The organism is Pseudomonas sp. B21-023, from assembly GCF_024749165.1.
GTDB lineage: Bacteria > Pseudomonadota > Gammaproteobacteria > Pseudomonadales > Pseudomonadaceae > Aquipseudomonas.
This window is the reverse complement of record NZ_CP087190.1, coordinates 1355926-1382424: the sequence shown is the minus strand read 5'-3', so window position 1 is coordinate 1382424 and position 26499 is coordinate 1355926. Positions and strand designations below refer to the sequence as shown.

Sequence of the window (26499 nt, the reverse complement as noted above, 5' to 3'; positions counted from 1 at the left end):
CCCGCCGAATCACCCCGCCACTGTTACCAACTTCTACCTTACGTGAGCGTCAATGCGCACCATTGCGGAGCGTTTGCGCGTTTTCACGCACTAAAAAAGCCCGCGCTTATTCCGCTTTCTTCGCCTGGATCACGATGAACGGCGAAACCACCACCGCCCAGATCTCTGGATCGCGGGTTTGCAGGTCGAGCGCCTGCTCGGCAGAGACCGGCCCGACAGTGCCATCATTGCGCCACTTGGCGAAGATCTCGCCGCGATTCTCGGCCATCGCCTCGGCAACAGCGATCAGGTCGAGGCTGGGGTCGACCCAAATCAGGTCACCCTTGGCCCAGAAACGCTCCAGAGCTTTCCACTCGATGACGGCAGTCTCGCCGAGCAGTTTGGCATAGAGGGTGCTTACTTGATCAGTCATGGGTTTACCTGCGCAAAGATCGGCCAACAAAAAGGCCGGCATTTTTGCAGAAAAACCCGGTTTCAAATACGTAATTTGGTCGATCAGGCCCGAACTTGTGGGGGCGGGCCGGGAATACAGGCAAAGTGATGGCGCTTTTCTGTATCTTTATGTCGATCACGCGACACCCCTTGAGACAGACGCTTTTCGCCCGCTTTTCAAGCGCTCGGACAGCGCTCTACACTGTACCGGTACAGTTCCGGGACATGTTCCGGGGGAAGGTGGGCTTACGGCATTGGCGTAGCCAGGCCGCGAATCCCGCCCGGTCTGTAGCCCTGGCCTCAGGACTATAAGAATTACAACAGAATGAGTGGAGCACTATGATCAAGATTTCCAAGCTGTTTGCCGCGATGGTTCTGGCCGGAGTCGCCAGCCATTCGTTTGCCGCCGACACCATCAAGATCGGCATCGCCGGTCCCAAGACCGGGCCGGTGACCCAGTACGGCGACATGCAGTTCGTCGGCGCCAAACAGGCCATCAAGGACATCAACGCCAAGGGCGGCGTCGATGGCAAGATGCTCGAAGCCAAGGAATACGACGACGCATGCGACCCTAAACAGGCCGTGGCCGTCGCCAACAAAGTGGTCAACGATGGCGTCAAGTACGTGATCGGCCACCTGTGCTCCAGCTCCACCCAGCCTGCGTCCGACATCTACGAAGACGAAGGCGTGATCATGATCACCCCCGCCGCCACTTCCCCGGACATCACCAGCCGTGGCTACAAGCTGATCTTCCGCACCATCGGCCTGGACAGCGCCCAGGGCCCGGCCGCCGGCAACTACATCGCCGACCACGTCAAGCCGAAGGTCGTTGCGGTCCTGCACGACAAGCAGCAGTACGGCGAAGGCATCGCCACCGCGGTCAAGACCACCCTGGAAGGCAAGGGCACCAAGGTTGCCGTCTTCGAGGGCCTGAACGCCGGTGACAAGGACTTCTCCTCGATCATCCAGAAACTCAAGCAGAACAACGTCGACTTCGTCTACTACGGCGGCTACCACCCGGAGCTGGGCCTGATCCTGCGCCAGGCGCAAGAGAAAGGCCTGAAAGCCAAGTTCATGGGTCCGGAAGGCGTGGGTAACGACTCCATCTCGCAGATCGCCCAGGGCGCCTCCGAAGGCCTGCTGGTCACCCTGCCGAAGTCGTTCGACGCCGACCCTGCGAACAAGGCCATCGTCGACGCCATCAAGGCCGACGGCAAGGATCCGAGCGGTCCGTTCGTGTTCCCGGCCTACTCGGCTGTCCAGCTGATCGCCGAAGGCATCAAGGCTGCCAAGTCCGAAGACACCGACAAGGTGGCCGCCGCCATCCACGCTGGCAAGTTCAAGACCCCGACCGGCGAACTGTCCTATGACGAGAAAGGCGACCTGAAAGACTTCAAGTTCGTGGTCTACGAATGGCACTTCGGCAAGCCGAAGACCGAAGTCTCCCCTCAGTAACTGCGTGACTAATAGCTGACCGAGAAGCCCACTGTGCGAGCAGTGGGCTTTGTTTTACGAGGTTCATGAACCTGATTCCCGTGATCCGGGAGCCGGTTCACCTGAAAATCTTAAAACCGTCACCCGCGGTTTCCTGGTTGTGCCCGCACAAGATCACGTGGCGTAGAACACGAGAACATGGGCCGGGGTCATCCCCCGCCAGAGAAATGCAAATCAGGTTTTTAGGAGCGCTGTAATGCCTGAGATCTACCATTTCCTACAACAACTGGTTAACGGATTGACCATCGGCAGTACCTACGCGCTGATCGCCATCGGTTACACGATGGTGTACGGCATCATCGGCATGATCAACTTCGCCCACGGCGAGGTGTACATGATCGGTTCCTACGTGGCCTTCATCGCCCTCGCCGGGCTGGCCATGATGGGTATCCACTCGTTGCCGATCCTGATGACCGTGGCCTTCGTCGCCACGATCTTCGTCACCAGTGCCTACGGCTACAGCATCGAACGGGTCGCCTACCGGCCGCTGCGCAACAGCAACCGGCTGATCCCGCTGATCTCCGCCATCGGCATGTCGATCTTCCTGCAGAACACCGTCCTGCTCTCGCAGGACTCGAAAGACAAGTCCATCCCCAACCTGATCCCCGGCAGCTTCTCGTTCGGCCCGGGGGGCGCAGAGGAAGTGCTGGTCTCGTACATGCAGATCCTGGTGTTCGTGGTAACTCTCGTCGCCATGACCTGCCTCACCCTGTTCATCTCCCGTTCCCGCCTGGGGCGCGCCTGCCGCGCCTGCGCCGAGGACATCAAGATGGCCAACCTGCTGGGCATCAACACCAACAACATCATTGCCCTGACCTTCGTCATCGGTGCCGCGCTGGCGGCGGTGGCGGCCGTGCTGCTGAGCATGCAGTACGGGGTGATCAACCCCAACGCCGGTTTCCTGGTGGGCCTGAAGGCCTTCACCGCAGCGGTACTGGGCGGCATCGGCAGCATCCCGGGCGCCATGCTCGGCGGGCTGGTGCTGGGCGTGGCCGAAGCGTTCGGCGCCGACATCTTCGGCGACCAGTACAAGGACGTGGTGGCATTCGGTCTTTTGGTTCTTGTCCTGCTGTTCCGGCCGACCGGCATCCTGGGCCGCCCGGAGGTTGAAAAAGTATGAACAGAAATCTCAAACAGGCGTTCTTCAGCGCCTTGCTGGTCTGGGCCGTGGCCTTCCCGGTGCTGGGCCTGAAACTCAGCATCGATGGCATCAGCCTGGTGGTGCATAGCCAGGGTTCGTTCACCATCGGCATCATCGCCGCGTGCTCGGTGCTGATGTTCCTGCGCGTGCTGTTCGACAAGCAGTGGAGCTCGGTGATGGGCCGCCGCTCCGACCGCAAACTGGTACCGTCGTCGGTGAGTAACTTCCTGACCCTGCCGAAAACCCAGCGCTGGGTGATCATGGGCCTGATCGTCGTCGCCCTGATCTGGCCGTTCTTCGGCTCCCGCGGCGCGGTCGACATCGCCACGCTGATCCTGATCTACGTGTTGCTGGGCCTGGGCCTGAACATCGTGGTCGGCCTGGCGGGCCTGCTCGACCTGGGTTACGTCGGCTTCTATGCCGTCGGCGCCTACAGCTACGCCATGCTCTCCCACTACCTGGGCTGGAGCTTCTGGGTCTGCCTGCCGATCGCCGGCCTGATGGCCGCCACCTTCGGCTTCCTGCTCGGCTTCCCGGTGCTGCGCCTGCGCGGTGACTACCTGGCGATCGTGACCTTGGGCTTTGGCGAGATCATCCGCCTGTTCCTGCGTAACCTCACCGACTGGACCGGCGGCCCCAACGGCATCAGCAACATCCCCAAGCCGGAGTTCTTCGGCTTGACCTTCGAACGCCGCGCCGCTGAGGGGATGCAGACCTTCCACGAGTTCTTCGGGCTGGAATACAACTCGATCAACAAGGTCATCTTCCTCTACCTGGTCGCCCTGCTGCTGGCCCTGCTGGCGCTGTTCGTGATCAACCGCCTGCTGCGCATGCCGATCGGCCGTGCCTGGGAAGCGCTGCGTGAAGACGAGATCGCCTGCCGCGCGCTGGGCCTGAACCCCACCGTGATCAAGCTCTCGGCGTTCACCCTGGGTGCCTGCTTCGCCGGTTTCGCCGGCAGCTTCTTCGCCGCCCGCCAGGGCCTGGTGACACCAGAGTCGTTCACCTTCATCGAGTCGGCGATCATCCTCGCCATCGTCGTGCTGGGGGGCATGGGTTCGCAGCTGGGCGTGATTCTCGCGGCCATCGTGATGATCCTGCTGCCGGAGATGATGCGTGAGTTCAGCGAATACCGGATGCTGATGTTCGGTGCGCTGATGGTGTTGATGATGATCTGGCGTCCGCAGGGCCTGCTGCCCATGCAACGTCCGCACATGGAGCTGCCGCGATGAGCCGCGAAATTCTGCAAGTCAGCGGCCTGAGCATGCGCTTCGGCGGCTTGTTGGCGGTCAACGGCGTGGGCCTGACCGTCAAGGAAAAACAGGTGGTGGCATTGATCGGCCCGAACGGCGCCGGCAAGACCACCGTGTTCAACTGCCTCACCGGCTTCTACAAGCCCAGCGGCGGCACCATCCTGCTCGACGGCCAGCCGATCCAGGGCCTGGCCGGCCATCAGATCGCCCGCAAGGGCGTGGTGCGGACCTTCCAGAACGTGCGCCTGTTCAAGGAAATGACCGCGCTGGAAAACCTGCTGATCGCCCAGCACCGTCACCTGAACACCAACTTCTTCGCCGGCCTGTTCAAGACCCCGAGCTTCCGCCGCAGCGAAAAAGAGGCCATGGAGCGCGCGCAGTATTGGCTGGAGAAGGTCAACCTGACCGAGTTCGCCAACCGTACCGCCGGCACCCTGGCCTACGGCCAGCAACGGCGCCTGGAAATCGCCCGCTGCATGATGACCCAACCGCGGATCATCATGCTCGACGAACCGGCCGCCGGCCTGAACCCCAAGGAGACCGAGGACCTCAAGGCCCTCATCGCCTACCTACGCGAATCGCACAACGTGACCGTGCTGCTGATCGAGCACGACATGAAGCTGGTGATGAGCATTTCCGACCACATCGTGGTGATCAACCAGGGCACGCCCCTGGCCGACGGTACGCCGGAAGAGATCCGCGGCAACCCTGATGTGATCAAGGCCTACCTGGGGGAGGCGTAAATGCTGAAGTTCGAGAACGTTTCCACCTTCTACGGCAAGATCCAGGCGCTGCACAGCGTCAACGTCGAGATCAACCAGGGCGAGATCGTCACCCTGATCGGCGCCAACGGCGCCGGCAAGTCCACCTTGCTGATGACCCTGTGCGGCTCGCCCCAGGCGAGCAGCGGTAGCATCAAGTACCTGGGTGAGGAACTGGTCGGCCAGCCGTCCTCGCACATCATGCGCAAGAGCATCGCGGTGGTGCCGGAAGGCCGCCGTGTGTTCGCCCGCCTGACCGTCGAGGAAAACCTGGCCATCGGTGGCTTCTTCACCAACAAGGGCGACTACCAGGAGCAGTTGGACAAGGTCCTGCAGTTGTTCCCGCGCCTGAAGGAGCGTTACATCCAACGTGGCGGCACCATGTCCGGTGGCGAGCAGCAGATGCTGGCCATCGGCCGGGCACTGATGAGCAAGCCCAAGCTGCTGTTGCTGGACGAACCATCGCTGGGCCTTGCGCCGATCATCATCCAGCAGATCTTCGACATCATCGAACAGCTGCGCCGCGATGGCGTGACCGTGTTCCTGGTGGAGCAGAACGCCAACCAGGCACTGAAGGTCGCCGATCGGGCGTATGTGCTGGAGAACGGCAAGGTGGTGATGCAGGGTACCGGTGAAGCATTGCTGACCGACCCGAAGGTACGCGATGCGTACCTCGGGGGTTGAATGATCAAAGGGCCTTCGGGCCCTTTTTTCTTGCGCCGCGATGAGGCCGTGCCTCTTGTAGAGGCCCCGCAGGCTCGGTAACGTGACCGGCACTTTTTGCCCGAATACCGGAGCCCGCCTGATGCGCCTCACCCCTTCCCTGCTGCTCACTGCCCTGCTGCCGCTGTTCGCAGGCTGCCAGATGCTGGCCGAAAAACCGGTCGACCCGAACCTGGGCACTACCCGCCTGCAAGGCGAACTGAGCGCGGCCGGCGGCCATCTGCTGTTCAAACCCTGTAACGAAAGCCGCCGCTTCATCGTCAACGACGCTGCTGGCACCGGCATCCTGCAAGAAGCCGCCACCCTGGCCGACGACGCCGGTGACAAGCTGTTCGCCGATGTCCGTGCGCGCATGGCCGGCAGCAAGCAGGCAGGCAGCGACGGCCAGCTCGACGTGACCCGCCTGTACCGCCTCGACACCTCCGAATACCGTGGCTGCGAAGACCCCAACTTCAAGCAGTTGACCCTCCGCGCCGGCGGCCACGAGCCGGACTGGGACATCAAGGCCAGCGGCAAGGGCATGGTGCTCAACCGCATCGGCCAGGAGCCGTTGCCACTGCCTTACCTGGAAGAAGCGCTGCCCGGCGGCGGCCTGAGCCTGTCCAGCGAGGCCAACGGCCAGCGTGTCGAACTGTGGGTCGCGCCACAGCGCTGCGTCGACGGCGCCACCGGCGCCATCCGCCACCTCAAGGCCGAGCTGCGCATCGACGGCAAGACCCTGCAAGGCTGCGCCTACTACGGCGGCGCCCGCGACCTCTGATCACCGGGTGCTTTTATCCTGCCAGTCGGGGCGGCTAACAGCTTATACTTGGCGGTTTGTGTAAAGCCGCCGGCCGCCCATGGCCGGGATACTGGACCCTGCCATGCTACGAATCACCGAACTGAAGCTGCCCCTGGACCACTCCGACGACGAGTTGCGCGCCGCCATCGTCCAGCGCCTGGGCATCAGCGATGAGCAACTGCTCGGCTTCACCCTGTTCAAGCGCAGCTACGATGCGCGCAAGAAGAACAGCGAGCTGCTGTTCATCTACACCATCGACCTTGAAACCAGCAACGAAGACGAACTGCTGCGCCGCTTCGAAGGCGACGCCAAGATCGGCGTGGCCCCGGACGTCAGCTACAAGTTCGTCGGCCAGGCCCCGGCCGAGCTGCCTGCGCGCCCGGTCGTGGTCGGCTTCGGCCCCTGCGGCATCTTCGCCGGGCTGCTGCTGGCGCAGATGGGCTTCAAGCCGATCGTGCTCGAGCGCGGCAAAGAGGTGCGCCAGCGTACCAAGGACACCTGGGGCCTGTGGCGCAAGAGCGTGCTCAACCCCGAATCCAACGTACAGTTCGGCGAAGGCGGCGCCGGCACCTTCTCCGACGGCAAGCTGTACAGCCAGATCAAGGACCCGAACCACCACGGCCGCAAGGTGCTGGAAGAGTTCGTCAAGGCCGGTGCACCCGACGAGATCCTCTACATCAACAAGCCGCATATCGGTACCTTCCGCCTGACCAGCATGGTCGAGAAGATGCGCGAGGAAATCATCACCCTGGGCGGTGAGGTGCGCTTCGAGCAGAAGGTCACCGACCTGCTGGTGGATGGCGAGCAGCTCACGGGCGTGGTGCTGCAGAGCGGTGAACAGCTGCACTCGCGCCATGTGGTGCTGGCCTTGGGGCACAGCGCCCGCGACACCTTCCGCATGCTCCACGCCAAGGGTGTGTTCATGGAGGCCAAGCCGTTCTCGGTCGGTTTCCGCATCGAGCACCCGCAGTCGCTGATCGACAAGGCGCGCCTGGGCAAGTACGCCGGCCACCCGAAACTCGGCGCCGCCGACTACAAGCTGGTGCACCACGCCAAGAACGGCCGCTCGGTATACAGCTTCTGCATGTGCCCGGGCGGTACCGTGGTCGCCGCCACCAGCGAACCTGGCCGCGTGGTCACCAATGGCATGAGCCAATACTCGCGCAATGAACGTAACGCCAACTCCGGCATCGTCGTCGGTATCGACCCCGAGCGCGACTATCCAGGTGGCCCGCTGGCCGGTATCGAGCTGCAGGAGCGCCTGGAAGCCCATGCCTACGTGATGGGCGGCAGCAACTACCAGGCACCGGCGCAGCTGGTTGGTGACTTCGTCGCCGGGCGCCCATCCACCGCGCTGGGCAGCGTCGAGCCCTCCTACAAACCGGGCGTGACCCTGGGCGACCTGGCACCGAGCCTGCCAGACTTCGCCATCGAGGCGATCCGTGAAGCGCTGCCGGCCTTCGACCGCCAGATCAAGGGCTACAACCTGCACGACGCAGTGCTGACCGGCATCGAAACCCGCACCTCATCGCCGCTGCGCATCACCCGTGACGCCAGCTTCCAGAGCCTCAACCTCAAGGGCCTGTTCCCGGCAGGTGAAGGCGCAGGCTACGCGGGCGGCATCCTGTCCGCCGGCGTCGACGGGATTCGAATCGCCGAAGCGGTGGCACGGGATATCCTCGGGTTGAACGACTAACCCGATCGTCTTTCGCAGACAAAAAGAAACCCCGACACGGCCAAGCCGGTCGGGGTTTTCTTTTCAAGCGTGCTGTCAGTGAGTGACGCGGCTGGTGCCGTCGACAGTCATGATGCGTACACGCTCACCCACACGGAAGATCTCGTTCTGCTGCACTTGTTGCACGTAGGCACGCATGCTGCCGTCGTCTTCACGCACGGTGATCTCGACACCCTGGGTGCGGGTCAGGCCTTCTTCGGCAGCGGAACCCGCAAGGCCACCGGCCACGGCACCGATCACCGCCGCGACGATGCTGCCACGGCCACCACCGACGGCACTGCCGGCGACACCACCGACAATGGCGCCAGCGCCGCCACCGATTGGCGTCTTGGTGCCTTCGATCTTCACCGGACGCAGGGATTCGATGGTACCCATGCGCACGGTCTGCACGCGGCGGGCCTCATCACGGGAGTAGCTGTCGCCGGTCAGCGACGATTGGCAGCCGCCCAGCAGCAGCGACACGGTGGTGAAGCTGGCCAGCAGCAAAGCGGATTTACGCATGGGACAATCTCCATAAGACAGGTGTCCATTAGACTCCGCGCCTTGACAAGTGTCACGGCGCAAACGTTATAAAATTGTTTTCATTCAGCTCAGGTACAGCCGTTGCTGGCTGAAATGCGGGCCTACAGATGAGACCAAGGATAGCCATGGATTACTTCATCGTCGTCGTCGTGACGGTCGCCGGGCTGTATTTTCACGGGTGGCTGTATGTGCGCATGCGCCGTTGGATGGACCGAGACCTGGCGCTGTCGCTGGCCGGGGAGGATCCGGCGAAGCAGGTCTTAATGCTCAAGTTGCTGGAGCGGGCGCGGGTGGAGAAGGTGCGGCGCAAGGAGTTGGCGGCGTGGCTGGAGCGGGAAGCGACGGGGTCTCGTTGATGATGGGGCCGCGTCGCGGCCCCATTCTTGTCAGGGCGCCAGACGCTCGCGCGCCCACTGGCCATCGACCAGGCGGTAGTTCAGGCGGTCATGCAAGCGGCTCGCACGCCCCTGCCAGAACTCGATGCGCTCGGGCAGCAAGCGGTAACCGCCCCAATGCTCCGGGCAATGCGGCTGGCTGTCGGAAAAGCGCGCCTCGGTGGCCTTGACCAGGCCTTCCAGCTCCTCTCGATCGGCAATTACCCGGCTCTGCGGCGACGCCCAGGCACCTAGCCGGCTGCCCAGCGGGCGCACCTGGTAGTAGTCGTCCGACTCCTTGGCCGTGACCTTCTCCACCCGTCCCTCGATCCGCACCTGGCGCTCCAGCGCCGGCCAGAAGAAGGTCATCGCCGCATAAGGGTTGGCCGCAATGTGCTGGCCCTTGGCACTTTCATAGTTGGTGAAAAAGGTGAATCCGCGTGCATCCAGCGCCTTGAGCAGCAACACCCGGCAATGCGGACGCCCCTCGGCATCAACAGTGGCCAGGGTCATGGCGTTGGCTTCCACCGGTAGCTGCTCGGTCTTCACCGCATCGGCGAACCAGTGGTGGAACAGCGCGAACGGCTCCCCGGGAGCCTGGGCTTCGGCCAGGCCATCACGGGTGTAGTCGCGGCGCATATCGGCCAGGGATTGGGTCATGCTGCGTTTCCTTGACGATCAGTTGGTCTTCGCAGGGCTGTTGGCGGCGACTTTCTTGTCGGTGGCGGCCTTCTTCGCGGCTGGCTTGGCCGGAGCGGCTTTCTTCTTGGCGACGGTGCTGGCCTTGGCTGGCGCCTTGGCTTTGGTGGCAGGCTTTTTCGCAGCCGGCTTGGCGGCGGCCTTGACGACAGGCTTGGCGGCCGGGGCCTTGGCGTCCTGGGTGGCAACCATCGCCGCCGGAGCCGGCGACGGGGCAGCCTGCTGGTACTTGGCCAGCAGCGCGACCATGGTGTTCTGCGGGGTCAGCAGCAGCTCGACTCGGCGGTTCAAGGCACGGCCTTCAGCGCTGTCGTTGGCGGCACGCGGCATCACCGCGCCCATACCCTTGAGCATCAGGCGGTCGCGCTGCAGGCCGCTGAGACGGAAGATCGCCGACACCGAAGCGGCGCGCTCGAGGCTGAGTTTCTGGTTGGCGGCCATGGCGCCGCTGGTGTCGGCGTGGCCGAGGATCAGCACAGCGGTCTTGGTATCGGTCTCGATGACCTTGGCAACCTGGGTGATCGGGCCAAGGGTCGCGGGCAGCAGCATGTTCGGGCGATCAGGGTTGTAGGAGCTGTCGACCGGGATGGTCACCGCCAGCAAATCCTCGCGGCGCTCCAGCTCGAACTTGCTGCCCTTGATCGCTTCGCGGACCTTCGGCTCGTACTGGTCAAGCCAGGCCTGCGTGGCCTTATGGTCGATCTTCGGCACCGCCGCGACCTTGTCCTTCTTCTCATCGCTGCCAAACGGCCACCACCAGCGGCTGCCGCTTTCGGACTTGGCGTCGGCCTTGGCCACGTTCTCGACGACAGCCTCCTTCACTTCCTTGTCAGCGACCTTGTCCGAACCAAATGGCCACCAGTTCAGGCCACCGTCCTTTGCGGCGTCCGGGGAGTGGCTGGCACAACCGGTCATGGCCAGGCACAGGGCGAGTGCTAAGGTTTTATGTGAAGACATCAGCGATACACCATGAAATAGAAAGAAATTTTGCCCATACGCTTCAGGCGTTGGCATTGAGGATAGTCAAAGGGACGTGGCAATACCCGCGTTACCCGATCAAAGGCAACTGCCAAGCACCCGCACCAGATTCTGTGCGCGGGGGTCCATCAGCACGTAAGGGCCGAGGGTATTGGTGACGAAGCCGAAGGCCACGTCATGTTCGGGGTCGGCGAAACCGACAGAGCCGCCGGCGCCGGGGTGACCGAAGGCACGCGCGCCAAGGCCGAAGGTGGCGTTGGCCACGTCTGGCTGGTCAAGCATGCAACCCAGGCCGAAACGGGTCTGGGTGAGCAGGGTGCGGTCCTGGCCGAGGCTGTGCTCGCGGGTCAGCTCGTCGAGCAGTTCGGACTCAAGCAGGCTGCCATCGAGCAGGCCGGCATAGAAGCCCGCCAGGCTGCGGGCATTGCCATGGCCATTGGCCGCCGGCTGCTGCATGCGCCGCCATTCAGGCTTGTTGGTGCTGGTGAGGATCGCCGGCGGGTTGGTGAAGGCCCGAGTGGACAAGGCCTCGGGCTCGCGCATCGTCACCTGCAGCAGGCGCTGGGCGGCGGCATCGCCAGGGTTGCCCTTGCCGCGGGCGATATGCGCCACGCGGTGGAATTCTTCATCCGCCAGGCCGACGTGGAAGTCCAGGCCCAGCGGCTTGGCGGTGCGGGCGACGATGGAGTCGCCCGGACCACGGCCATCGGCACGGCGGATCAATTCGCCAATCAGCCAGCCGTAGGTGATCGCCGCGTACCCGTGCTCGCTGCCGGGCGTCCACCAGGGCGTTTCAGCGGCGAGGGCATCGACCATGGCCTGCCAGTCATACAGGGCTTCGGCCGGCAGCAGCTCGCGGATGGCCGGCAGGCCGGCACGGTGGCTGAGCAGTTGGCGCAGGGTGACCTGGTCCTTGCCGGCCTGGGCGAACTCCGGCCAGTAGCGCGCCACCGGAGCGTCGAGTGCGAGCTTGCCCTCGCCCACCAGTTGCAAGGCGGTGACGGCGGTAAAGGTCTTGGTGCAGGAGAACAGGTTGGCGATGGTGTCGCTGTGCCAGGCCTCGCGGCCATCCTTGTCGGCACTGCCGGCCCACAGATCGACCACGGTTTCTCCGCCGACCTGGATGCACAACGCGGCACCACGTTCCTGGGGATCTTCGAACAACGCGGCGAAAGCGTCGCGCACCGCCTCGAACTTCAGCTCATAGTGACCCTGGATCTGCACCCGACTACCTCTCTTTACTGCCTGGCTTGCAAAGGGGTGCATTGTTTCAGTAGTTGGGCGATTTGCCTACTTAAGATGGCTGGGTGGTTATCAGGAACTACGGCTTGTCCAACGCTGTGCGCAAATGCCCAAGAGCTTGAAGGTTGCTGCGGCGCACCGCCTCGATGAACCCCGCATAGGGCACATCGGTGACAGCGACCAGGCCAAGATGGCCGTTCTCACCATCGAGCAGGCGCCCGCTGGCGGGTTGATCGAGGTACTGGAACCAGTGCGCACCGACGATCATCGGCTGATTCATGGCGGCCTTGAGGAAGTTGGCATACGCCGGGCCACGGTCTTCCTCGCGGGGCACTTCCAGCGGGCCGGGCCAAAACGGGCCGCGGTCGCGCGAGCCGAACTGGAACTCCGAGACCAGCACCGGCTTGTCGAGCTCGGCCAGGCGGGCAAAGTCGTAGCCGTCGTCAGGCTTCAAGGTATAGAGGTTGAAGCTCAGCACATCGCAGAACTCGGCGCAGGCCTTCACCGCCTCGGGAGTGCTGACCGCGTAGCGGCCACCGAGCAGCAGATGGTTGGGCGCATGCCATTTCAGCGCATCGGAAATGGTCTTGAAATAGGTTTCGGCAAACACCTGCTGGAAGTACTGGTAGTCACGCTCGATTTCCGGATGCTCCGGGTTGGGCAAAGGCGCCTCGAACCCCGGGTCTTCCATCAGCTCCCAAGCGGTCAGCTCAATACCCCAGGCCTTCGACAGCCCCTGCTGGTTGCGGTACTTGTCGCGCAGTTGCTTGAGGAAAGCGCGCTTGGCCGGCACATCAGTGGTCAGCCGCAAGGTGCCATAGGCAAGGCCATAGCGCGCCTTGGGGTCGTCCCCCGGCGCGGCCCAGGCCAGTTCGTTGTCGGCGAAGTAACCGATCAGCCAGGGATCATCACGGTGATCCCGGGCAGCAATGGCCACGGCACGCTCGGTGGCCATGGCGAAACGCGGGTCGAACGGGTCGGGCATGCGCCCCCACCAGTCCATGCCGGTGCTGATGCTGGCGTAGTCTCCGACGATCGACAGCGGCAAGGTGTACGGCAAGCGCTTGGCTTGCCCGAGCGACGCATCGCTCCAGTTACCTAGGGTGTTGAAGCCCCAGGCCTGCAGGCGATCCAGAGTATGGGCCTGCCAGCGCTGGGCATCCAGCACCGCCACCGGGCACGCCACCTCTCCCTGCGGGCAAGGCTTGCCATAGGTGCGCTGAAGATTGGCCGCGTAGAAGTCGAACCAGCGTCCCTGCTTGAAACCACGGCCTTGGGACGACGCATTGCCGTCATCGTTGTTGCCTTCGCCATAGAAGGCACTCAGGGTGTCGCCTTCTCCCGGCAAGGCTTTGAACATGCCCTCACGGCCGGCGACATAGGTGCGCCCGCCATCTGCGGCGACGGCATTGACGCCGAGCGAATAGAACGGATGCCCTTCCGGCGTCACCAGGTACCAGCGTCCGTCGCGTTTCTCGGTACGGAAGAAACCCTTGGCTTCGAACGCAGGCCCCTCCAGCAGGCCGCCATAGGTGTCCAGTTTGAGCTTGTCGCGCTCGGCCAGCCAGCCCTTGAGCTGTGCCTGTTCACGGCTGTCGGCAGCCTTGAGCTGCTCGTCGTTGACGATTTTTTCCGGCCAGCGGCCACGGGTCGATTGCCCATAGCCATCGATCAGCTCGGCGTAGGCGGCCTTGAACGCCTGATCGTCATCCTGCAGGCCGACCTTCTCGATCAACAGGCTCTGCGCCACCTTGGGGCCGGGGATGCTCAAGCTGACCGAAGTGACCTGCGCCAGGTCAGCTCCTCCTTCGCTGCTAGTCAGCAACAGGCGCTGGCCTTCGTAGGTCCAAGGCATCGGCGGCCCGGCACGCATGCCCTGACTCAGTGGTGAACTGGCCTTGAGCGGAATCATCACGGTCTGCGCAGGCCCGGCCGGCAGGTCGATGCGGCTGGTGAGCGTGCGTCCGTCGCTGCTTTGCACCACCACATCAACGGTCAGCGCCCAATCCATGCCGCTCTGCAGGCGCAGGGTCAGCGCCTGGCCGGCAGACCAGTCCCACGCCCCGCTCTGCGGCGCGAGCCGCAGTGTCGGCTGCGCCACCGGGTTGAACACCACTCGCCGCAGCACCTCGCCTTCGGCTGTCTGTTCCGCGTTGTACTGCGGCAGGCTGGTGTCCTGGGTGATGACATTCACCACCGAGGCCGGGCGCACGAAGCTGAACAGAGTCTGCTGCCCGGCCAGCAAAGGCGCACTGAACAACACGGAGAACACGACAGGCAAGGCGCGGCGGATCATGGGGCGGTGGCTCTCCTTCGGAGCCCGTCATGGGCTCGCAATCGAGTAATGGACAACGGGTTGTGCGTGTTGCTCCGGCAGTCAGCCGATTTCCCGTCGGAAAGGTGGCAGCGCGTTGAGAATAGCCTTGCCATAGCGTTGCGTGACCAGACGGCGGTCAAGCAAGGTAATCACACCACGGTCCTGCTCGGTACGCAGCAGCCGGCCGCAGGCCTGGATGAGGCGCAGCGAGGCGTCGGGCACGGCAATCTCCATGAACGGATTGCCGCCACGGGCTTCGATCCATTCGGCCAGCGCGGCCTCGACCGGATCGTCCGGCACCGCGAAGGGGATCTTGGCGATCACCACATGCTCGCAATAGGCGCCCGGCAGGTCGACACCCTCGGCGAAGCTGGCCAGGCCGAACAGCACGCTGTGCTGGCCGTCGTCGACCCGCGCCTTGTGCTTGTTCAGGGTTTCCTGCTTGGACAGATTGCCCTGGATCAGCACCAGCTTGCGCCAGTCGCGGTCCAGGCCGTCGAACACGTCCTGCATCTGTTTGCGCGAGGAGAACAGCACCAGCGCGCCGCGGGCGTCCTCGACGATGGCTGGCAGTTCACGGATGATAGCCGCGGTATGCGCCGCGGCGTCACGGGGGTCGGCGCCCAGGTCGGGCACGCGCAGCAGTCCGGCGTCACCATGCACGAACGGGCTGGGCACCACGCACTGCACCGCGTCGCGTGGCAAGCCCGAACGCATGCGAAAGCGGTCGAACTTGCCCAACGCGGTGAGCGTCGCCGAAGTCACCAGGGCGCCATGGGCGACGTTCCACAGGCTCTTGCGCAGCATCTCGGCAGCCAGGATGGGGCTGGCGTTGACCTCGATATCGAACAGCGCGCCGCTTTCGGCAAGGGTCAGCCAACGGGCCATGGGCGGGTTGTCTTCGGGGTCTTCCGCGGTAAAGGCGGTCCACAGCTCCCAGTTGCCCTGGGCCCTGGTCACCAGGCTGCCGAACAGCGGGTACCACTCCTCGGCCTGGTGGCTGGCGATACCGATGTTGTTTTCGCCGTCCATGCCTTCCTTGAGCAGGTCGGCCAGGCGGGTGAACAGGTCGTTGAGACGAGCGAAGCCTTTCTTGAGCTCGATGCCTACTTCGCGGATCTGCTCCGGCACCACGCCGCCCTCGAAGCGATAGCGCGGGCGGTCGCGGCCTTCCATGTCCTCGCCGGCGCGGAAGTCCGCCACCTGCTCGCACAGGGTGAACATGAACTGCTGCTGGGTACGCACCTCGCGGGCCAGCTCCGGCACCTGCTCGATGTACTTGCCAAGGTCGCCCGGCAACGGATGCTGGGCCAGCAGCTTGGTCAGGTTCTTGGCAGTCTGCTCCAGCCAGTCGGCCGTGGAGCGCAGCCGCGAATAATGAGCAAAATGGCCAATGGCCTTGTCCGGCAAGTGGTGGCCTTCGTCGAACACGTACATTGTGTCGCGTGGATCGGGGAGCACGGCGCCACCGCCGAGCGCCAGGTCGGCCAGGACCATGTCGTGGTTGGTGACGATCACGTCGACCTTGCCCATGCCTTCACGGGCCTTGTAGAACACGCACTGCTGGAAGTTGGGGCAGTGCCGACCGGTGCATTGGCTGTGATCGGTGGTCAGGCGCGCCCAGTCCTGGTCCTCGACGGCCTCCGACCAGCTGTCGCGGTCGCCGTCCCAGCGGTTGCCGGCGAGCTTTTCGATCATGCTGTTGAACAGTTTCTGGCTGCGCTCGTCGACCTCGATGCGAAAGCCCTCCTCCTCGAACAGCTGAGCGGTGGCCGACTGGGCGTGGCCTTCCTGCAACAGGACGTCCAGTTTGGACAGGCACAGGTAACGGCCACGGCCCTTGGCCAGGGCGAAGCTGAAGTTCAGCCCGCTGTTGCGCATCAGGTCGGGCAGGTCCTTGAAGACGATCTGCTCCTGCAGCGCCACGGTCGCGGTGGCGATCACCAGGCGCTTGCCGGCGGCCTTGGCGGCGGGGATCGCGGCCAGGCTGTAGGCGACGGTCTTGCCGGTACCGGTACCGGCCTCGACGGCAACCACCGCAGGCTCGCCGGCACGGCGGCCTTCATCGTCGCAGGCGATGTCGCCGAGCACCTTGGCCACTTCGGCGATCATCAGGCGCTGGCCGTAACGCGGCTTGAGGCTTTTGGCTTCGAGGAAACGCGAGTAGGCGCCCTGGATGGTGGCTTTGAGTTCGTTGCTGATCATGGTCTGCAGGCGCCCGGAGGGCTGGATATATTTTCAGTGTTTCGCATGGGCCGGCTATCATACCCCGCTATTGCCCTTTGTGCCGCATGGAGATCCCGATGCTTGCCTTTGCCTTGCCCTACACCTTGCATGTCCTGGCCGCCCTCGTCTGGGTCGGCGGGATGTTCTTCGCCTGGCTGGTGCTGCGGCCGGCCACGGTTGCAGCGCTGGAAGGGCCTGCGCGGCTGCGTTTGTGGGTGGAGGTTTTCCAGCGGTTCTTCAGATGGGTCTGGCTGGCGGTGGCGGTGTTGGCTGTCAGCGGGGTCGGGATGATTCACCTGCGGTTTGCCGGGTTCGAGACCGCGCCTCGTTATGTGCAGGTGATGATTGGCGGGGGGATTGTCATGTTTGCGTTGTTCATGCGGGTTCAGGGGTTGTTGTTGCCTGAGTTGCGTGCGGCGGTGGAGGCAGGGGATTGGGCTTCGGGGGCTGGGGTGCTGGGGCGGATTCGGCGGTTGGTTGGGGTTAATTTGTTGATTGGCGTTGTGGTGGTGGGAGTGGCGAGTTCGCGGGTTTTGGTTTGAGGGGGTCGGGTTCAGCTTCGGGTTCGGATTGAGAGATTTTTTTGGTAGTTGTAAGCACATTCGTAGAAGATGTCGACACTTAGTCACCCTTTCGCCTTTACGGCGACCTACTTTTTTCTTGACAAAAGTAGGCAAAACCGTTCGGCTCCGTTCATACGGCCCCTACGCTTCGCTCCGGGGTTCCCTCGCTCCGTTCTTGCTCCCGTGGGTACCGCGCTGTACGCCCCATCCTGGGGCGCAGCGCTCGACGGCCATCCATGGCCGTCGCCCCACTACGCAAGAACTCCACTCGGCCTCCTGAAGTCGCAATTTGTGTCGCCTGAACTATCGCGCACTTAGAAGCAAGATCAAGAGCAGATCAAGAGCAGATCAAGAGCAGATCAAGAGCAGATCAAGAGCAGATATGTTGGTTTTGTTAGTGGCTGTTATGTTGTTCTTCATTACGCTATCGCGGGGCAAGCCCGCTCCCACGTTGAATCACGTAGTCAAACTATGGTGGGAGCGGGCTTGCCCCGCGATGTTGATCTAGAGTTCCCACGCTGGCAACTAGCGACTAGCTGCGTTAGTCCAGGCGCCGCCCGTAACTTCGCGACTTCAGGAGGCCGAACGCAGGTCTTGCGCAGGGAGGTGACGGGCATGGATGCCCGTCAAGCGCTGCGCCCCAGGATGGGGCGTTCAGCGCGGTCCTCCCGGGAGCAAGGCCGGAGTGAGGGAACCCGGAGCGAAGCGGAGGGCCGGATGAATGGAGCGAGGATTTTTTGGTTCCTTTTTGATCCTTCAAAAAGGGACCCGCCGTAAGGGCGGAAAGGTGAATAAGCGTCGACATCGCAAATGAATGCGCATACAACTTTCAACACCAACTAACCAAACAACCAAACAACCAAACAACCAAACAACGCTACCAAAAAAACTCAAAGCCGCTGAAGAATCAACTCCCCCGAGGCCCCAGCCAACCCAGGCTGCCCGGCCTGCCCAGGCCGCCCATTCCCCCCAGCATCGGTCCGATAAACCAGACACCCCTTACTAGCCCCACCTGCCCCAGCCTTCCCGGCAGCCCCCGCCTTACCAGGCGCACCACCATCAAGTCGCACCATAATCCGCTCCTGCGCAAACCCTTCAGGCACCGCCAGACGAACTCGCCCACCGGGGGCCCCATCATGCCCGTTGCCACCATCATCACCATTGGCCCCACGACTGGCCTGCCCCCAGGTGCAGCCCCCCGGCTTGCCATTGGCGCCGTCGAGCCCGACATACCCCGGCGCCCCAGCCCCGCCCCGGGCGTCGATCGATAGCCGGTCCGCTTCCAGCGCCTGCAACCGCAGATCCAGGTTACGCCCCGGCCGCGCGGGCCGCTCGTAGCTTCCGGGCGCCCCTGGCGCACTGAATTCGCTACCCTCGCCCAGCCGAGCCGTCAACGCCTCGATGCTCAGGTCGCGCTCGGCCGGCGCGATGGCGATGCGCGCATCGCGCCCCAGTTCGAGCCGGTCGATCTTCAGCTCGGTAAGGCTGGCCGGTAGCAACAAGGTCGCCGAGTCGGCCACTCGCAGGTGCTCCAGGTGCACGCTGGCCGCCTTGTTCGGCAGGCGCAGCATCGAATGGGCAGCAACCTCCAGGCTCTCGGCCTGGGCCAAGGGTGTGGCCAGTACGGCCAGCAAAATCAGTTTACGCATGGCTCGGCGCCTCCTGCGACCGGGGGATGGACATGACATGGAAGATGCCGGTCAACAGAATCTGCAAGCGGTCGAACCAGCGGTGACTGCGCCCACGCAAGCTGCCATTGAAGAACAGCACCTCGAGCACATGCAGCGACAGCAGGACGATACCTGCGGCATTGATCAGCAGATTGAGCGGCAATGGCTGTGGCATGAACAGGTTGAACAGCACCACACCCCAGAACGCCACTGTCAGAGCCTTGCCCAGGCCCAGGATGAACTTCATACCCCGCCCCCATGATTTTTGTTATGCCGGCACGGTCCGTTCGAGCGGACCGCGCCGGCAACAGTAACCCTACTGCCGGGGCATGCGCCAGAGGAGTCAGTTCAGGTGCAGTTCCACCCGTCGGTTGCGTGAGCGGCCTTCATCGGTGTCATTGTCGGCCACCGGCTCACTCTCGCCACGGCCCTGGCTGGTCACCTTGTTCGGCGCCAGGCCCTGGCTGATCAGGTACTCGGCAACACCGCTGGCACGGCGCTCGGACAGGCGCTGGTTGTAACTGTCGGAGCCCACGCTGTCAGTGAAACCGATCACCTTGACACTGGCCACACTGGGGTCGTTGAGCTTGGGCAGCAAGCCCTGCAGGCGCTGCTGTGCACCTTGGGTGAGTTCGGCGGAATCGAAGGCGAACAGCACCTGGCCCTGATCATCGAGGGTGATCACCTCCGAGGTCGCCGCAGGCTCCGGCTGCGGTGCGGCGGCTGGATACTGCGGCAATGGGCAGCCCATATGGTTGACCTGGGTACCGGCCGGAGTATCCGGGCAGCGGTCGCGGCGGTCGAAAACGCCATCGCCATCCTCGTCGCCATCCTGGGCATAACAGATCAGGCCACCGGCAATCGCACCGGCAACGCCGGCACCAGCCGCCCAGCTGGAACTTTCGATGGCGCCCAGGCCGCCACCGACCAGGCCGCCAAGCAGGCTGCAGATGGGCCAGGTCCTTTGATTGAGGGGCGCGCTGCCATCGCTGTGGGTGGCGCAACCTGCCAGCAGGCTCGTGGCCACCACCAACGGCAGTGCCGCTTTCGACAAAACACGCATGGTGAATGCTCCTGTGTCACCGGCCGCTACCGGTCACACAGGAGTAAAGACGTGCCCACGCCACTTCTCAAGGCGCGGGCACGTCGCCATCAACGCTGGATCTTGATCTCGGTTCGACGGTTCATGGCACGCCCGTCGGCTGTGGCGTTGTCGGCGACCGGCTGCGTTTCACCCGCCCCCACCACCGAGACGAAGCTGGCACGTGGCACACCGCTTTCGACCAGGTAGTTGGTCACCGACTGGGCGCGGCGCTCGGAGAGCTTCTGGTTGTAGCTGTCGGAACCGACGCTGTCGGTGTGGCCGGAAACGCTCAGGCGCGCGCTCGGGGCTTCCTGCTTGAGCCGCGTGGCGATGGTGTTCAGGCGCTCCTTGTCGGTGGCCGTCAGGCGTGCCGAGTCAAACTCGAAATGCACGTCACGGATGACGATGACTTCTTCCTTCTGTACCACGACTTCCTCGACCACCGGCGCCGGCTCCGGCGGGCAGCCATTGGCGTCGACCTGCACGCCGCGCGGGGTGCCCGGGCACTTGTCGCGGCTGTCCGGTACGCCGTCGCCGTCTTCATCACCGTCGCCATGGGCCCAGCAGTAACCCGCCGCCAGGCCGCCACCGAGCAAGGCGCCCCAGCCGGCCCAGCTGGAGCTCTCGATCGCGCCCAGGGCCGCGCCGCCCACGCCCCCGACGGCAGCACACTTCGGCCAGTCGGTTTTCTGCAAACCTGCACAACCAGTCAACACACTGGTGAGCAGAACCAGGGGTATCGCTGTGCGTACTATGCTCATCTTGTTGCTTCTCCTAGGGGGAATCGGTAGAAAACCGATGCTCTGGGAGTAAAGACCGGCGCTTCCCGCTCTGCCAGCAATAAGCCACGCCGCAGCCGCGCGCCCCTTTGCCCGCTGGCCTGGGACCGTTAGTCTTGAGCGACCTGAACGAGGAATGGCAATGACCGACGCTTTCTCCCAACGCACGCCCCAGCAGGCACTGGCCGCCCTGCTGGAACGCTTCACCCCGCGCCACTTGCTGCTGGTGGGCAGCCGCTTCCCTGCCCTGGAAGCCTTCGCCGCCGCCCATCCCGATACCCGCATCGAAGTTGCCGCACCCGGCCCGCTGCCTGCCGAACAGGCAGCCCGGCGCTTCGACCTGGCGGTACTGGTCGATTGCCTGGAGCACCTGCCCAAGCGCACCGGCCTGGAGCTGCTGGGCGGCATCCGCAACCTCAACGCCAGCCGCGTCGCAGTGCTGGCCGACCTGACCGCCTGCGGCTGGCAGCCCACCGATTTCTACTCGCTGGCGCTCTCGGCCAGCGAGCAGTTCCAGCGCGATGAACAGGTATTGAGCCTGTTCACCTATGATCTGCATGACTACAAACAAGTCCCGGACTGGCTCAATGCCAAGTTCTGGGCCAACCCCGAAAACTTCGGCAAGTACTGGTGGTGACCGAATGAGTGTCTCGATCTGCCCCTGCGGCAGTGGCAACCTGCTCGATACCTGCTGCGGGCACTATCACAGTGGAACACCAGCGCCGGATGCCCAGACGCTGATGCGTTCACGCTACAGCGCCTATGTGCTGGGCCTGGTGGATTACCTGGTGGCTACCACCCTGCCGGCCCAGCGCCCAGGCCTGGACCGCGCCGCCATGGCGGCCTGGAGCGCGCAGAGCACCTGGCTGGGCCTGGAGGTAGAGGGCGCCGAGGTGCTGGGCGGACAGCCCGAGCATGCCTTCGTCACGTTCACCGCGCGCTGGCACGACCTTGAGGGCGATCACCAGCACCGCGAGCGCTCGGCATTCGTCCAGCATGCCGGACGCTGGTATTTCATCGACCCGACCGCGCCCCTCAAGGCCGGACGCAACGACCCCTGCCCCTGCGCCAGCGGGCAGAAGTTCAAGAAATGCTGCGCCAGTTACTTCGGTAGTTGAGCATGCGCACCCTGGCTCGCCTGCTCTCGCTCAGCCTGCTGCTGGGCGGATTGGCGGGCTGCGCCAGCTGGGGCGCTGATACCTGGCGCGAACCACAGTTGCACCTGCTCGAGGTGGAACCGGTGAAGGTGCGCCTGCACCAGCAGGAGTTCGTTCTGCACCTGCGCGTCGACAACCCCAACGACAGCCGCCTGTTCATCCGCCACCTGGCCTATTCTGTACGCCTCGGCGACCTGTTGCTGGCCGAAGACGAGGCCAGCCTGTGGCGCAGCGTTGGCGGCCATGCCCGGCGCACCTTCAAGGTCACCGTGCGGACCAATCTCTGGCAGCACCTCAAGCCTCTGGCAAAGCTGCTCAAAAGCGGACAACCCGTGCAGTATCAACTACGCGGCGAACTGGCCACCGGGCTGATCGTGCATCGGGACCTGCACTTGAGGCAAAGGGGTGAGATAATCCCCGGCGATCTTAAACCGGAGTAACGCTGCAATGACCCAACAACCCCATGTCCATGGCCCCGACTGCGATCACGATCACGGTCACGACCATCACCACGACCACGGCCATGTGCATGGCCCGCACTGCAACCACGGCCATCAGGAGCCAGTGCGCAACGCCCTGAAGGACGTCGGCCGCAACGACCCTTGCCCGTGCGGCAGCGAGAAGAAATTCAAGAAGTGCCACGGCGCCTGATCAACGTCAGCGCACGTGTTCAGGGCCAAGCCCACTCCCAGGCAAATCGTCGCGGGAACGGGCTTGGCCCATGATCAACCCGCTCCAGCATGACCACTGGTAAATAAAGCTCCCCGGCACCTTGCACGGCGACTGCGCGCTCACTACCTTAGCGCCTTTCAGAACCCCGCCACGCCCTGCAGGAATCCAGCCATGGCCGCCCCCGCCCTTCCACCCTTCCCTCTCCGCCTCGGCAGTGCTGCCGCGTTGCTTGGCCTGCTCGCGCTGGGCGGCTGCCAGATGGGTGGCTACCAGGACAGCGTCCTGCCCAACAGCGGCGTGCAACCGCTCAGGGGTCTGGCGCAGAACGTCTCGGTACGGCGTAACGCAATGGGCGCGCCGCTGATCGAAAGCGGCAACTTCCATGATGCGCTGTTCAGCCTGGGCTACCTGCATGCCGGGGATCGCATCGAGCAGATGGTCGCCATGCGCCTGTTGGCCCAGGGGCGCCTGGCCGAACTGGCTGGAGCCGACGCCCTGGCGATCGACCGGCTGATGCGCGCGGCCAATCTCAAGCAGAGTGCCGGTCAGCTCTATGCCGATGCCTCGCCGCGCCTGAAGCGCTTCTTCGAAGTCTATGCCCGCGGGGTCAACGCCTACCTGTTCCGCTATCGCGACAAGTTGCCGGGCGAACTCGCTCGCAGCGGTTATCGCCCGGAATACTGGAAACCCGAGGATTCGGCGCTGATCTTCAGCCTCTACGCCTTCAGCCAGTCGGTGAACCTGCAGGAGGAACTGTCGGCATTGACCCTGGCGCAGAAGGTGGGTGCCGACAAGCTGGTCTGGCTGCTGCCCGGCGCTCCGGACGAACCCCTGGCCGACAGCGAAGTCGACAAACTCAAGGGCCTGAACCTGGCCAGCCAGCTGCCGGGCCTGGGCGCGCTCACCGCCACTGGCCAGCAATTGGCCGACCTCGGCCTGCTGGGTGCCCCCGGCTCGAGCAACCTGGCGCTGTCGCCCCAGCGCAGCCGTGCCGGCAAGAGCCTGCTGGCCAGCGACAGCCGCGCCGCCTGGGCACTGAGCCCGGTGCAGATCCACACCGGCAAGTATCAGGTCGCCGGCCTGTCGCTGCCAGGGCTGCCGATCGTGCTGGCCGGCTACAACGGCAAGCTGGCCTGGAGCAGCAGCGCGGTGATGGCTGACAACCAGGACCTGTTCCTCGAGCAGGTGCGCCGCCAGGGCACCCAGCTGACCTACCTCGCCGACGGCAAGTGGCAACCGGCGCGTGCCCGCAACGAGACCTTCTTCGTTCGCGGCCAGCGCCCCCAGCGCGAGGTGATGTACGACACCCGCCACGGCACCCTGTTGCCGGGGCATGGCAGCCTGGCCCTGACCCTGCATCTACCGCTGCTCAAGGATGATCGCAGCCTCGATGCGCTGTTCGACCTGACCCGCGCGCAAAACATCGAGCGTGCCTTCGACAGCACCCGCGAGGTCGGTGCGGCAGCGCTGAACTTCGTGTTCGCCGAGCCCCAGCATATCGGTTGGCAGGTCAGCGGACGCTATCCCAACCGCCGTGAAGGCCAGGGCCTGCTGCCCTCGCCGGGCTGGGACGGGCGCTATGACTGGGATGGTTACGCCGATGCAATGCTGCACCCCTACGATCAGGACCCGCCCGCCGGCTTCATCGGCCACGCCAACCAGCGCAGCCTGCCCAAGGGCTATGGCATGCAGCTGTCGAGCAGCTGGTATTACCCCGAGCGCGCCGAGCGCATGGCCCAACTGGCCGGCAACGGTCGCCACGACAGCCGCAGCCTGATGGCTCTGCAGAACGATCAGGTGACCCTGCTAGCCGACAAGCTCAAGCAGATGTTCGACGCCCCCGGCATGGCCCAGCCGCTCAAGCAGGCCATCGACGCCCTGCCTGGCGCCCAGCGCGACAAGGCTCGCGACGCCCTGGCGCGGCTGAAGGCCTTCGATGGCCGGCTAAGCCCGGTGTCGGCCGATGCCGCGCTGTACGAACTGTTCCTCCAGGCGGTCACTCGCCAGACTTTCCTCGATGAACTGGGCCCGGAATCCAGCCCGACATGGCAAGCGTTCATCGGCAATGCCAAGCTTTCCTACTCCGCCCAGGCCGACCACCTGCTGGGACGCGAGGACAGCCCGTTCTGGGACGATCGCGGCACGCCGCAAAAAGAAGACAAGCCCACCATCCTCGCCCGCAGCCTGGCTGCGGCGGTGGATGCCGGCACCACACAACTCGGCGCCGACCGCCGCGCCTGGCAGTGGGGCAAGCTGCATCAGTACCGCTGGCCGGCACCGGCCTATCACGGCCTGGGCGACAAGCTCGAGCGCGCGCCCCTGGCGGCGGGTGGCGACTTCAGCACCCTGGCCCTGACGCCTTATGCCTGGGGGAGCAGCTTCGACACCCAACTGCCGGCCTCGGCGCGGATGATCGTTGATTTCGGGCAGACCGAACCGCTGCAGCTGCTGACCAGCAACGGCCAGTCCGGCAATCCGGCCAGCCGCCATTACAGCGATGGGCTCGATGCCTGGTTCAAGGGCCGCTTCACCAGCCTGCCGCTGCAACCGCAGAACTTTGCCCGGGCCTACGGCAGCCAGCGGTTGACGCTGGTGCCTGGCAAATAGGTCTCAGAGACCAGAGCCAGCAAAATCGAGCGCCGCGCGCGGTGCTCGATCCCATGGTCACTGCCCCCATCCTCTTGCGCTCTCCTATGTGAATAGTGCGCCGCCCCCGAAGTTATGCTTCTATCCTTGATCCCAGCCTTTGCCCTACAACGCTGACATCAGGACCACCATGCACCACTCGACCCACGACCTGCTCTCCCCTGTCCCGGGTATCGCCCGCCAGTTGCACAGCTTCCATTTCGGCCCACGTGGCGCCGGCAAGGTGTACATCCAGGCCTCGCTGCATGCCGACGAGCTGCCGGGCATGCTGGTGGCCTGGCATCTCAAGCAGCGGCTTGGGGACATGGAGCAGCAGGGCCGGTTGCGCAAGGAGATCATCCTGGTACCGGTGGCCAACCCGGTCGGCCTCGAGCAGGTGTTGCTGGACGCGCCCCTGGGGCGCTTCGAGCTGCAAAGCGGCGAGAACTTCAACCGCAGGTTCGTCGACCTGTCGGACAGCATCGGCGACCAGATCGAAGGCCACCTCTCCCAGGACCCGGCCCACAACCTCGCGCTGATCCGTGAATACCTGCGCCGGGGCCTGGATGCCCACCCCGCGCACACGCCGCTGCAGTCCCAGCGCCTGACCCTGCAGCGCCTGGCCTGCGACGCCGACATGGTGCTCGACCTGCATTGCGACTTCGAAGCCGTCGAGCACCTGTACACCACGCCCGAGGCCTGGCCCGAGGTCGAACCGCTGGCCCGCTACCTGGGCGTCCAGGCCAGCCTGCTGGCCACCGACTCGGGCGGGCAATCGTTCGATGAGTGTTTCAGCCTGGTGTGGTGGCAGTTGCAGCAGCGCTTCGGCAAACGCTTCCCGATCCCCCTGGGCAGTTTTTCGGTGACCATCGAGTTGCGCGGCCAGGCCGATGTCAGCCACGCCCTGGCCACCCAGGACTGCCAGGCGATCCTCGACTTCCTGACCCACGCCGGCGTCATCGAAGGCCAACCGGCGCCCTTGCCCGCTTTGCGCCATCCGGCCACGCCGCTGGCGGCGGTGGAACCGGTCATGGCACCGCTTGGCGGGTTGCTGGTGTTCCATGCCAGCCCCGGGCAGTACCTGCAAGCCGGAGCGCTGATCGCCGAGGTCATCGACCCGCTCAGCGACCGGGTAACGCCCTTGCGCAATAGCCAGGCCGGGCTGCTCTATGCCCGCAGCATCAGGCGCATGGCCACCGCGGGCATGGTGGTCGCCCATGTGGCAGGCGAGCAGGTTTGCCGCAGCGGTTACCTGCTGGGCAACTGAGCGA

26 protein-coding genes are annotated in these 26499 nt (G+C 64.3%); 15 read left to right on the top strand and 11 right to left on the bottom strand.

Annotated features, from left to right (window positions below):
- Positions 1 to 106 precede the first annotated feature (106 nt).
- Positions 107 to 412: a DUF2288 domain-containing protein gene (locus LOY42_RS06290; protein WP_046854488.1), complete on the bottom strand. Its 306-nt coding sequence runs from the start codon at positions 410 to 412 to the stop codon at positions 107 to 109.
- 359 nt (positions 413 to 771) lie between these two features.
- Between LOY42_RS06290 and LOY42_RS06285 the strand changes: the two genes are divergently transcribed.
- From LOY42_RS06285 to LOY42_RS06255, 7 genes are all read left to right on the top strand, one after another.
- The gene (locus tag LOY42_RS06285) at positions 772 to 1887 is read left to right on the top strand and encodes a branched-chain amino acid ABC transporter substrate-binding protein (RefSeq protein ID WP_139669334.1); all 1116 of its coding nucleotides are present in this window, start codon (positions 772 to 774) and stop codon (positions 1885 to 1887) included.
- Between the two features lie 235 nt (positions 1888 to 2122).
- The gene (livH, locus tag LOY42_RS06280) at positions 2123 to 3046 is read left to right on the top strand and encodes a high-affinity branched-chain amino acid ABC transporter permease LivH (protein ID WP_028692119.1); all 924 of its coding nucleotides are present in this window, start codon (positions 2123 to 2125) and stop codon (positions 3044 to 3046) included.
- Complete coding sequence (locus tag LOY42_RS06275) at positions 3043 to 4299, top strand: high-affinity branched-chain amino acid ABC transporter permease LivM (protein ID WP_102684683.1); 1257 nt, start codon at positions 3043 to 3045, stop codon at positions 4297 to 4299. The genes livH and LOY42_RS06275 overlap by 4 nt, the downstream gene beginning before the upstream one ends.
- Entirely contained in the window at positions 4296 to 5063 is a 768-nt protein-coding gene (gene livG / locus LOY42_RS06270; protein WP_084856089.1) for a high-affinity branched-chain amino acid ABC transporter ATP-binding protein LivG, read from the top strand. Before LOY42_RS06275 ends, livG begins: the two co-directional genes overlap by 4 nt.
- The gene (locus LOY42_RS06265; RefSeq protein ID WP_258600039.1) at positions 5064 to 5765 is read left to right on the top strand and encodes an ABC transporter ATP-binding protein; all 702 of its coding nucleotides are present in this window, start codon (positions 5064 to 5066) and stop codon (positions 5763 to 5765) included.
- A gap of 121 nt (positions 5766 to 5886) precedes the next feature.
- Positions 5887 to 6564 carry a COG3650 family protein gene (locus LOY42_RS06260; RefSeq protein WP_046854484.1) on the top strand — a complete coding sequence of 226 codons (678 nt, stop codon included), beginning with the start codon at positions 5887 to 5889 and terminating at the stop codon, positions 6562 to 6564.
- A gap of 103 nt (positions 6565 to 6667) precedes the next feature.
- Positions 6668 to 8281 (top strand): NAD(P)/FAD-dependent oxidoreductase, encoded by a 1614-nt coding sequence (locus tag LOY42_RS06255; protein ID WP_139669332.1) that lies wholly within the window; start codon positions 6668 to 6670, stop codon positions 8279 to 8281.
- 75 nt (positions 8282 to 8356) lie between these two features.
- Here the strand turns inward: LOY42_RS06255 and LOY42_RS06250 are convergent, their stop codons facing one another.
- Positions 8357 to 8821, bottom strand: a complete 465-nt coding sequence (locus tag LOY42_RS06250; protein ID WP_023632818.1) for a glycine zipper 2TM domain-containing protein — start codon at positions 8819 to 8821, stop codon at positions 8357 to 8359.
- 146 nt (positions 8822 to 8967) lie between these two features.
- On the opposite strand from LOY42_RS06250, the gene LOY42_RS06245 reads away from it, so the two are divergent.
- Positions 8968 to 9198 carry a hypothetical protein gene (locus tag LOY42_RS06245; protein ID WP_139669330.1) on the top strand — a complete coding sequence of 77 codons (231 nt, stop codon included), beginning with the start codon at positions 8968 to 8970 and terminating at the stop codon, positions 9196 to 9198.
- A gap of 30 nt (positions 9199 to 9228) precedes the next feature.
- Here LOY42_RS06245 and pdxH read toward each other — a convergent pair whose 3' ends face one another.
- The 5 genes from pdxH to dinG form a co-directional block, all read right to left on the bottom strand.
- A complete protein-coding gene (pdxH, locus tag LOY42_RS06240) occupies positions 9229 to 9876 on the bottom strand; it encodes a pyridoxamine 5'-phosphate oxidase (RefSeq protein ID WP_110704384.1) in 648 nt (215 codons plus the stop codon).
- 18 nt (positions 9877 to 9894) lie between these two features.
- Positions 9895 to 10872: an OmpA family protein gene (locus LOY42_RS06235; protein WP_139669328.1), complete on the bottom strand. Its 978-nt coding sequence runs from the start codon at positions 10870 to 10872 to the stop codon at positions 9895 to 9897.
- A 99-nt stretch (positions 10873 to 10971) separates the two neighbouring features.
- The gene (locus LOY42_RS06230; protein WP_139669326.1) at positions 10972 to 12117 is read right to left on the bottom strand and encodes a serine hydrolase domain-containing protein; all 1146 of its coding nucleotides are present in this window, start codon (positions 12115 to 12117) and stop codon (positions 10972 to 10974) included.
- Between the two features lie 97 nt (positions 12118 to 12214).
- Positions 12215 to 14431: a beta-galactosidase gene (locus LOY42_RS06225; protein WP_258600034.1), complete on the bottom strand. Its 2217-nt coding sequence runs from the start codon at positions 14429 to 14431 to the stop codon at positions 12215 to 12217.
- Between the two features lie 81 nt (positions 14432 to 14512).
- Positions 14513 to 16657, bottom strand: a complete 2145-nt coding sequence (dinG, locus tag LOY42_RS06220; protein ID WP_258600032.1) for an ATP-dependent DNA helicase DinG — start codon at positions 16655 to 16657, stop codon at positions 14513 to 14515.
- 98 nt (positions 16658 to 16755) lie between these two features.
- On the opposite strand from dinG, the gene LOY42_RS06215 reads away from it, so the two are divergent.
- On the top strand, positions 16756 to 17220 hold the full coding sequence (locus LOY42_RS06215; RefSeq protein WP_139669320.1) for a CopD family protein: 465 nt from the start codon (positions 16756 to 16758) through the stop codon (positions 17218 to 17220).
- 911 nt (positions 17221 to 18131) lie between these two features.
- Here LOY42_RS06215 and LOY42_RS06210 read toward each other — a convergent pair.
- From LOY42_RS06210 to LOY42_RS06195, 4 genes are all read right to left on the bottom strand, one after another.
- Entirely contained in the window at positions 18132 to 18890 is a 759-nt protein-coding gene (locus LOY42_RS06210) for a collagen-like protein (RefSeq protein ID WP_139669299.1), read from the bottom strand.
- Positions 18883 to 19158 carry a DUF1145 domain-containing protein gene (locus LOY42_RS06205; protein ID WP_139669297.1) on the bottom strand — a complete coding sequence of 92 codons (276 nt, stop codon included), beginning with the start codon at positions 19156 to 19158 and terminating at the stop codon, positions 18883 to 18885. Before LOY42_RS06205 ends, LOY42_RS06210 begins: the two co-directional genes overlap by 8 nt.
- Positions 19159 to 19254: 96 nt before the next feature.
- Positions 19255 to 19974, bottom strand: coding sequence for an OmpA family protein (locus tag LOY42_RS06200; protein ID WP_102684783.1), 720 nt, complete (start codon positions 19972 to 19974; stop codon positions 19255 to 19257).
- A gap of 89 nt (positions 19975 to 20063) precedes the next feature.
- Positions 20064 to 20756 carry an OmpA family protein gene (locus LOY42_RS06195; protein ID WP_038706655.1) on the bottom strand — a complete coding sequence of 231 codons (693 nt, stop codon included), beginning with the start codon at positions 20754 to 20756 and terminating at the stop codon, positions 20064 to 20066.
- A 160-nt stretch (positions 20757 to 20916) separates the two neighbouring features.
- On the opposite strand from LOY42_RS06195, the gene LOY42_RS06190 reads away from it, so the two are divergent.
- From LOY42_RS06190 to LOY42_RS06165, 6 genes are all read left to right on the top strand, one after another.
- Entirely contained in the window at positions 20917 to 21411 is a 495-nt protein-coding gene (locus tag LOY42_RS06190) for a DUF6231 family protein (RefSeq protein ID WP_258600031.1), read from the top strand.
- A 4-nt stretch (positions 21412 to 21415) separates the two neighbouring features.
- Positions 21416 to 21892 (top strand): YchJ family protein, encoded by a 477-nt coding sequence (locus tag LOY42_RS06185; RefSeq protein ID WP_102684780.1) that lies wholly within the window; start codon positions 21416 to 21418, stop codon positions 21890 to 21892.
- Positions 21893 to 21894: 2 nt separating this feature from the next.
- Positions 21895 to 22371 (top strand): LEA type 2 family protein, encoded by a 477-nt coding sequence (locus tag LOY42_RS06180; protein ID WP_102684779.1) that lies wholly within the window; start codon positions 21895 to 21897, stop codon positions 22369 to 22371.
- A 7-nt stretch (positions 22372 to 22378) separates the two neighbouring features.
- The gene (locus LOY42_RS06175) at positions 22379 to 22582 is read left to right on the top strand and encodes an SEC-C metal-binding domain-containing protein (RefSeq protein WP_023632501.1); all 204 of its coding nucleotides are present in this window, start codon (positions 22379 to 22381) and stop codon (positions 22580 to 22582) included.
- Between the two features lie 192 nt (positions 22583 to 22774).
- Positions 22775 to 25210: a penicillin acylase family protein gene (locus tag LOY42_RS06170; protein ID WP_258600029.1), complete on the top strand. Its 2436-nt coding sequence runs from the start codon at positions 22775 to 22777 to the stop codon at positions 25208 to 25210.
- Positions 25211 to 25379: 169 nt separating this feature from the next.
- Positions 25380 to 26495 carry a succinylglutamate desuccinylase/aspartoacylase family protein gene (locus tag LOY42_RS06165; protein ID WP_139669291.1) on the top strand — a complete coding sequence of 372 codons (1116 nt, stop codon included), beginning with the start codon at positions 25380 to 25382 and terminating at the stop codon, positions 26493 to 26495.
- The last annotated feature ends 4 nt before the right edge of the window (positions 26496 to 26499 follow it).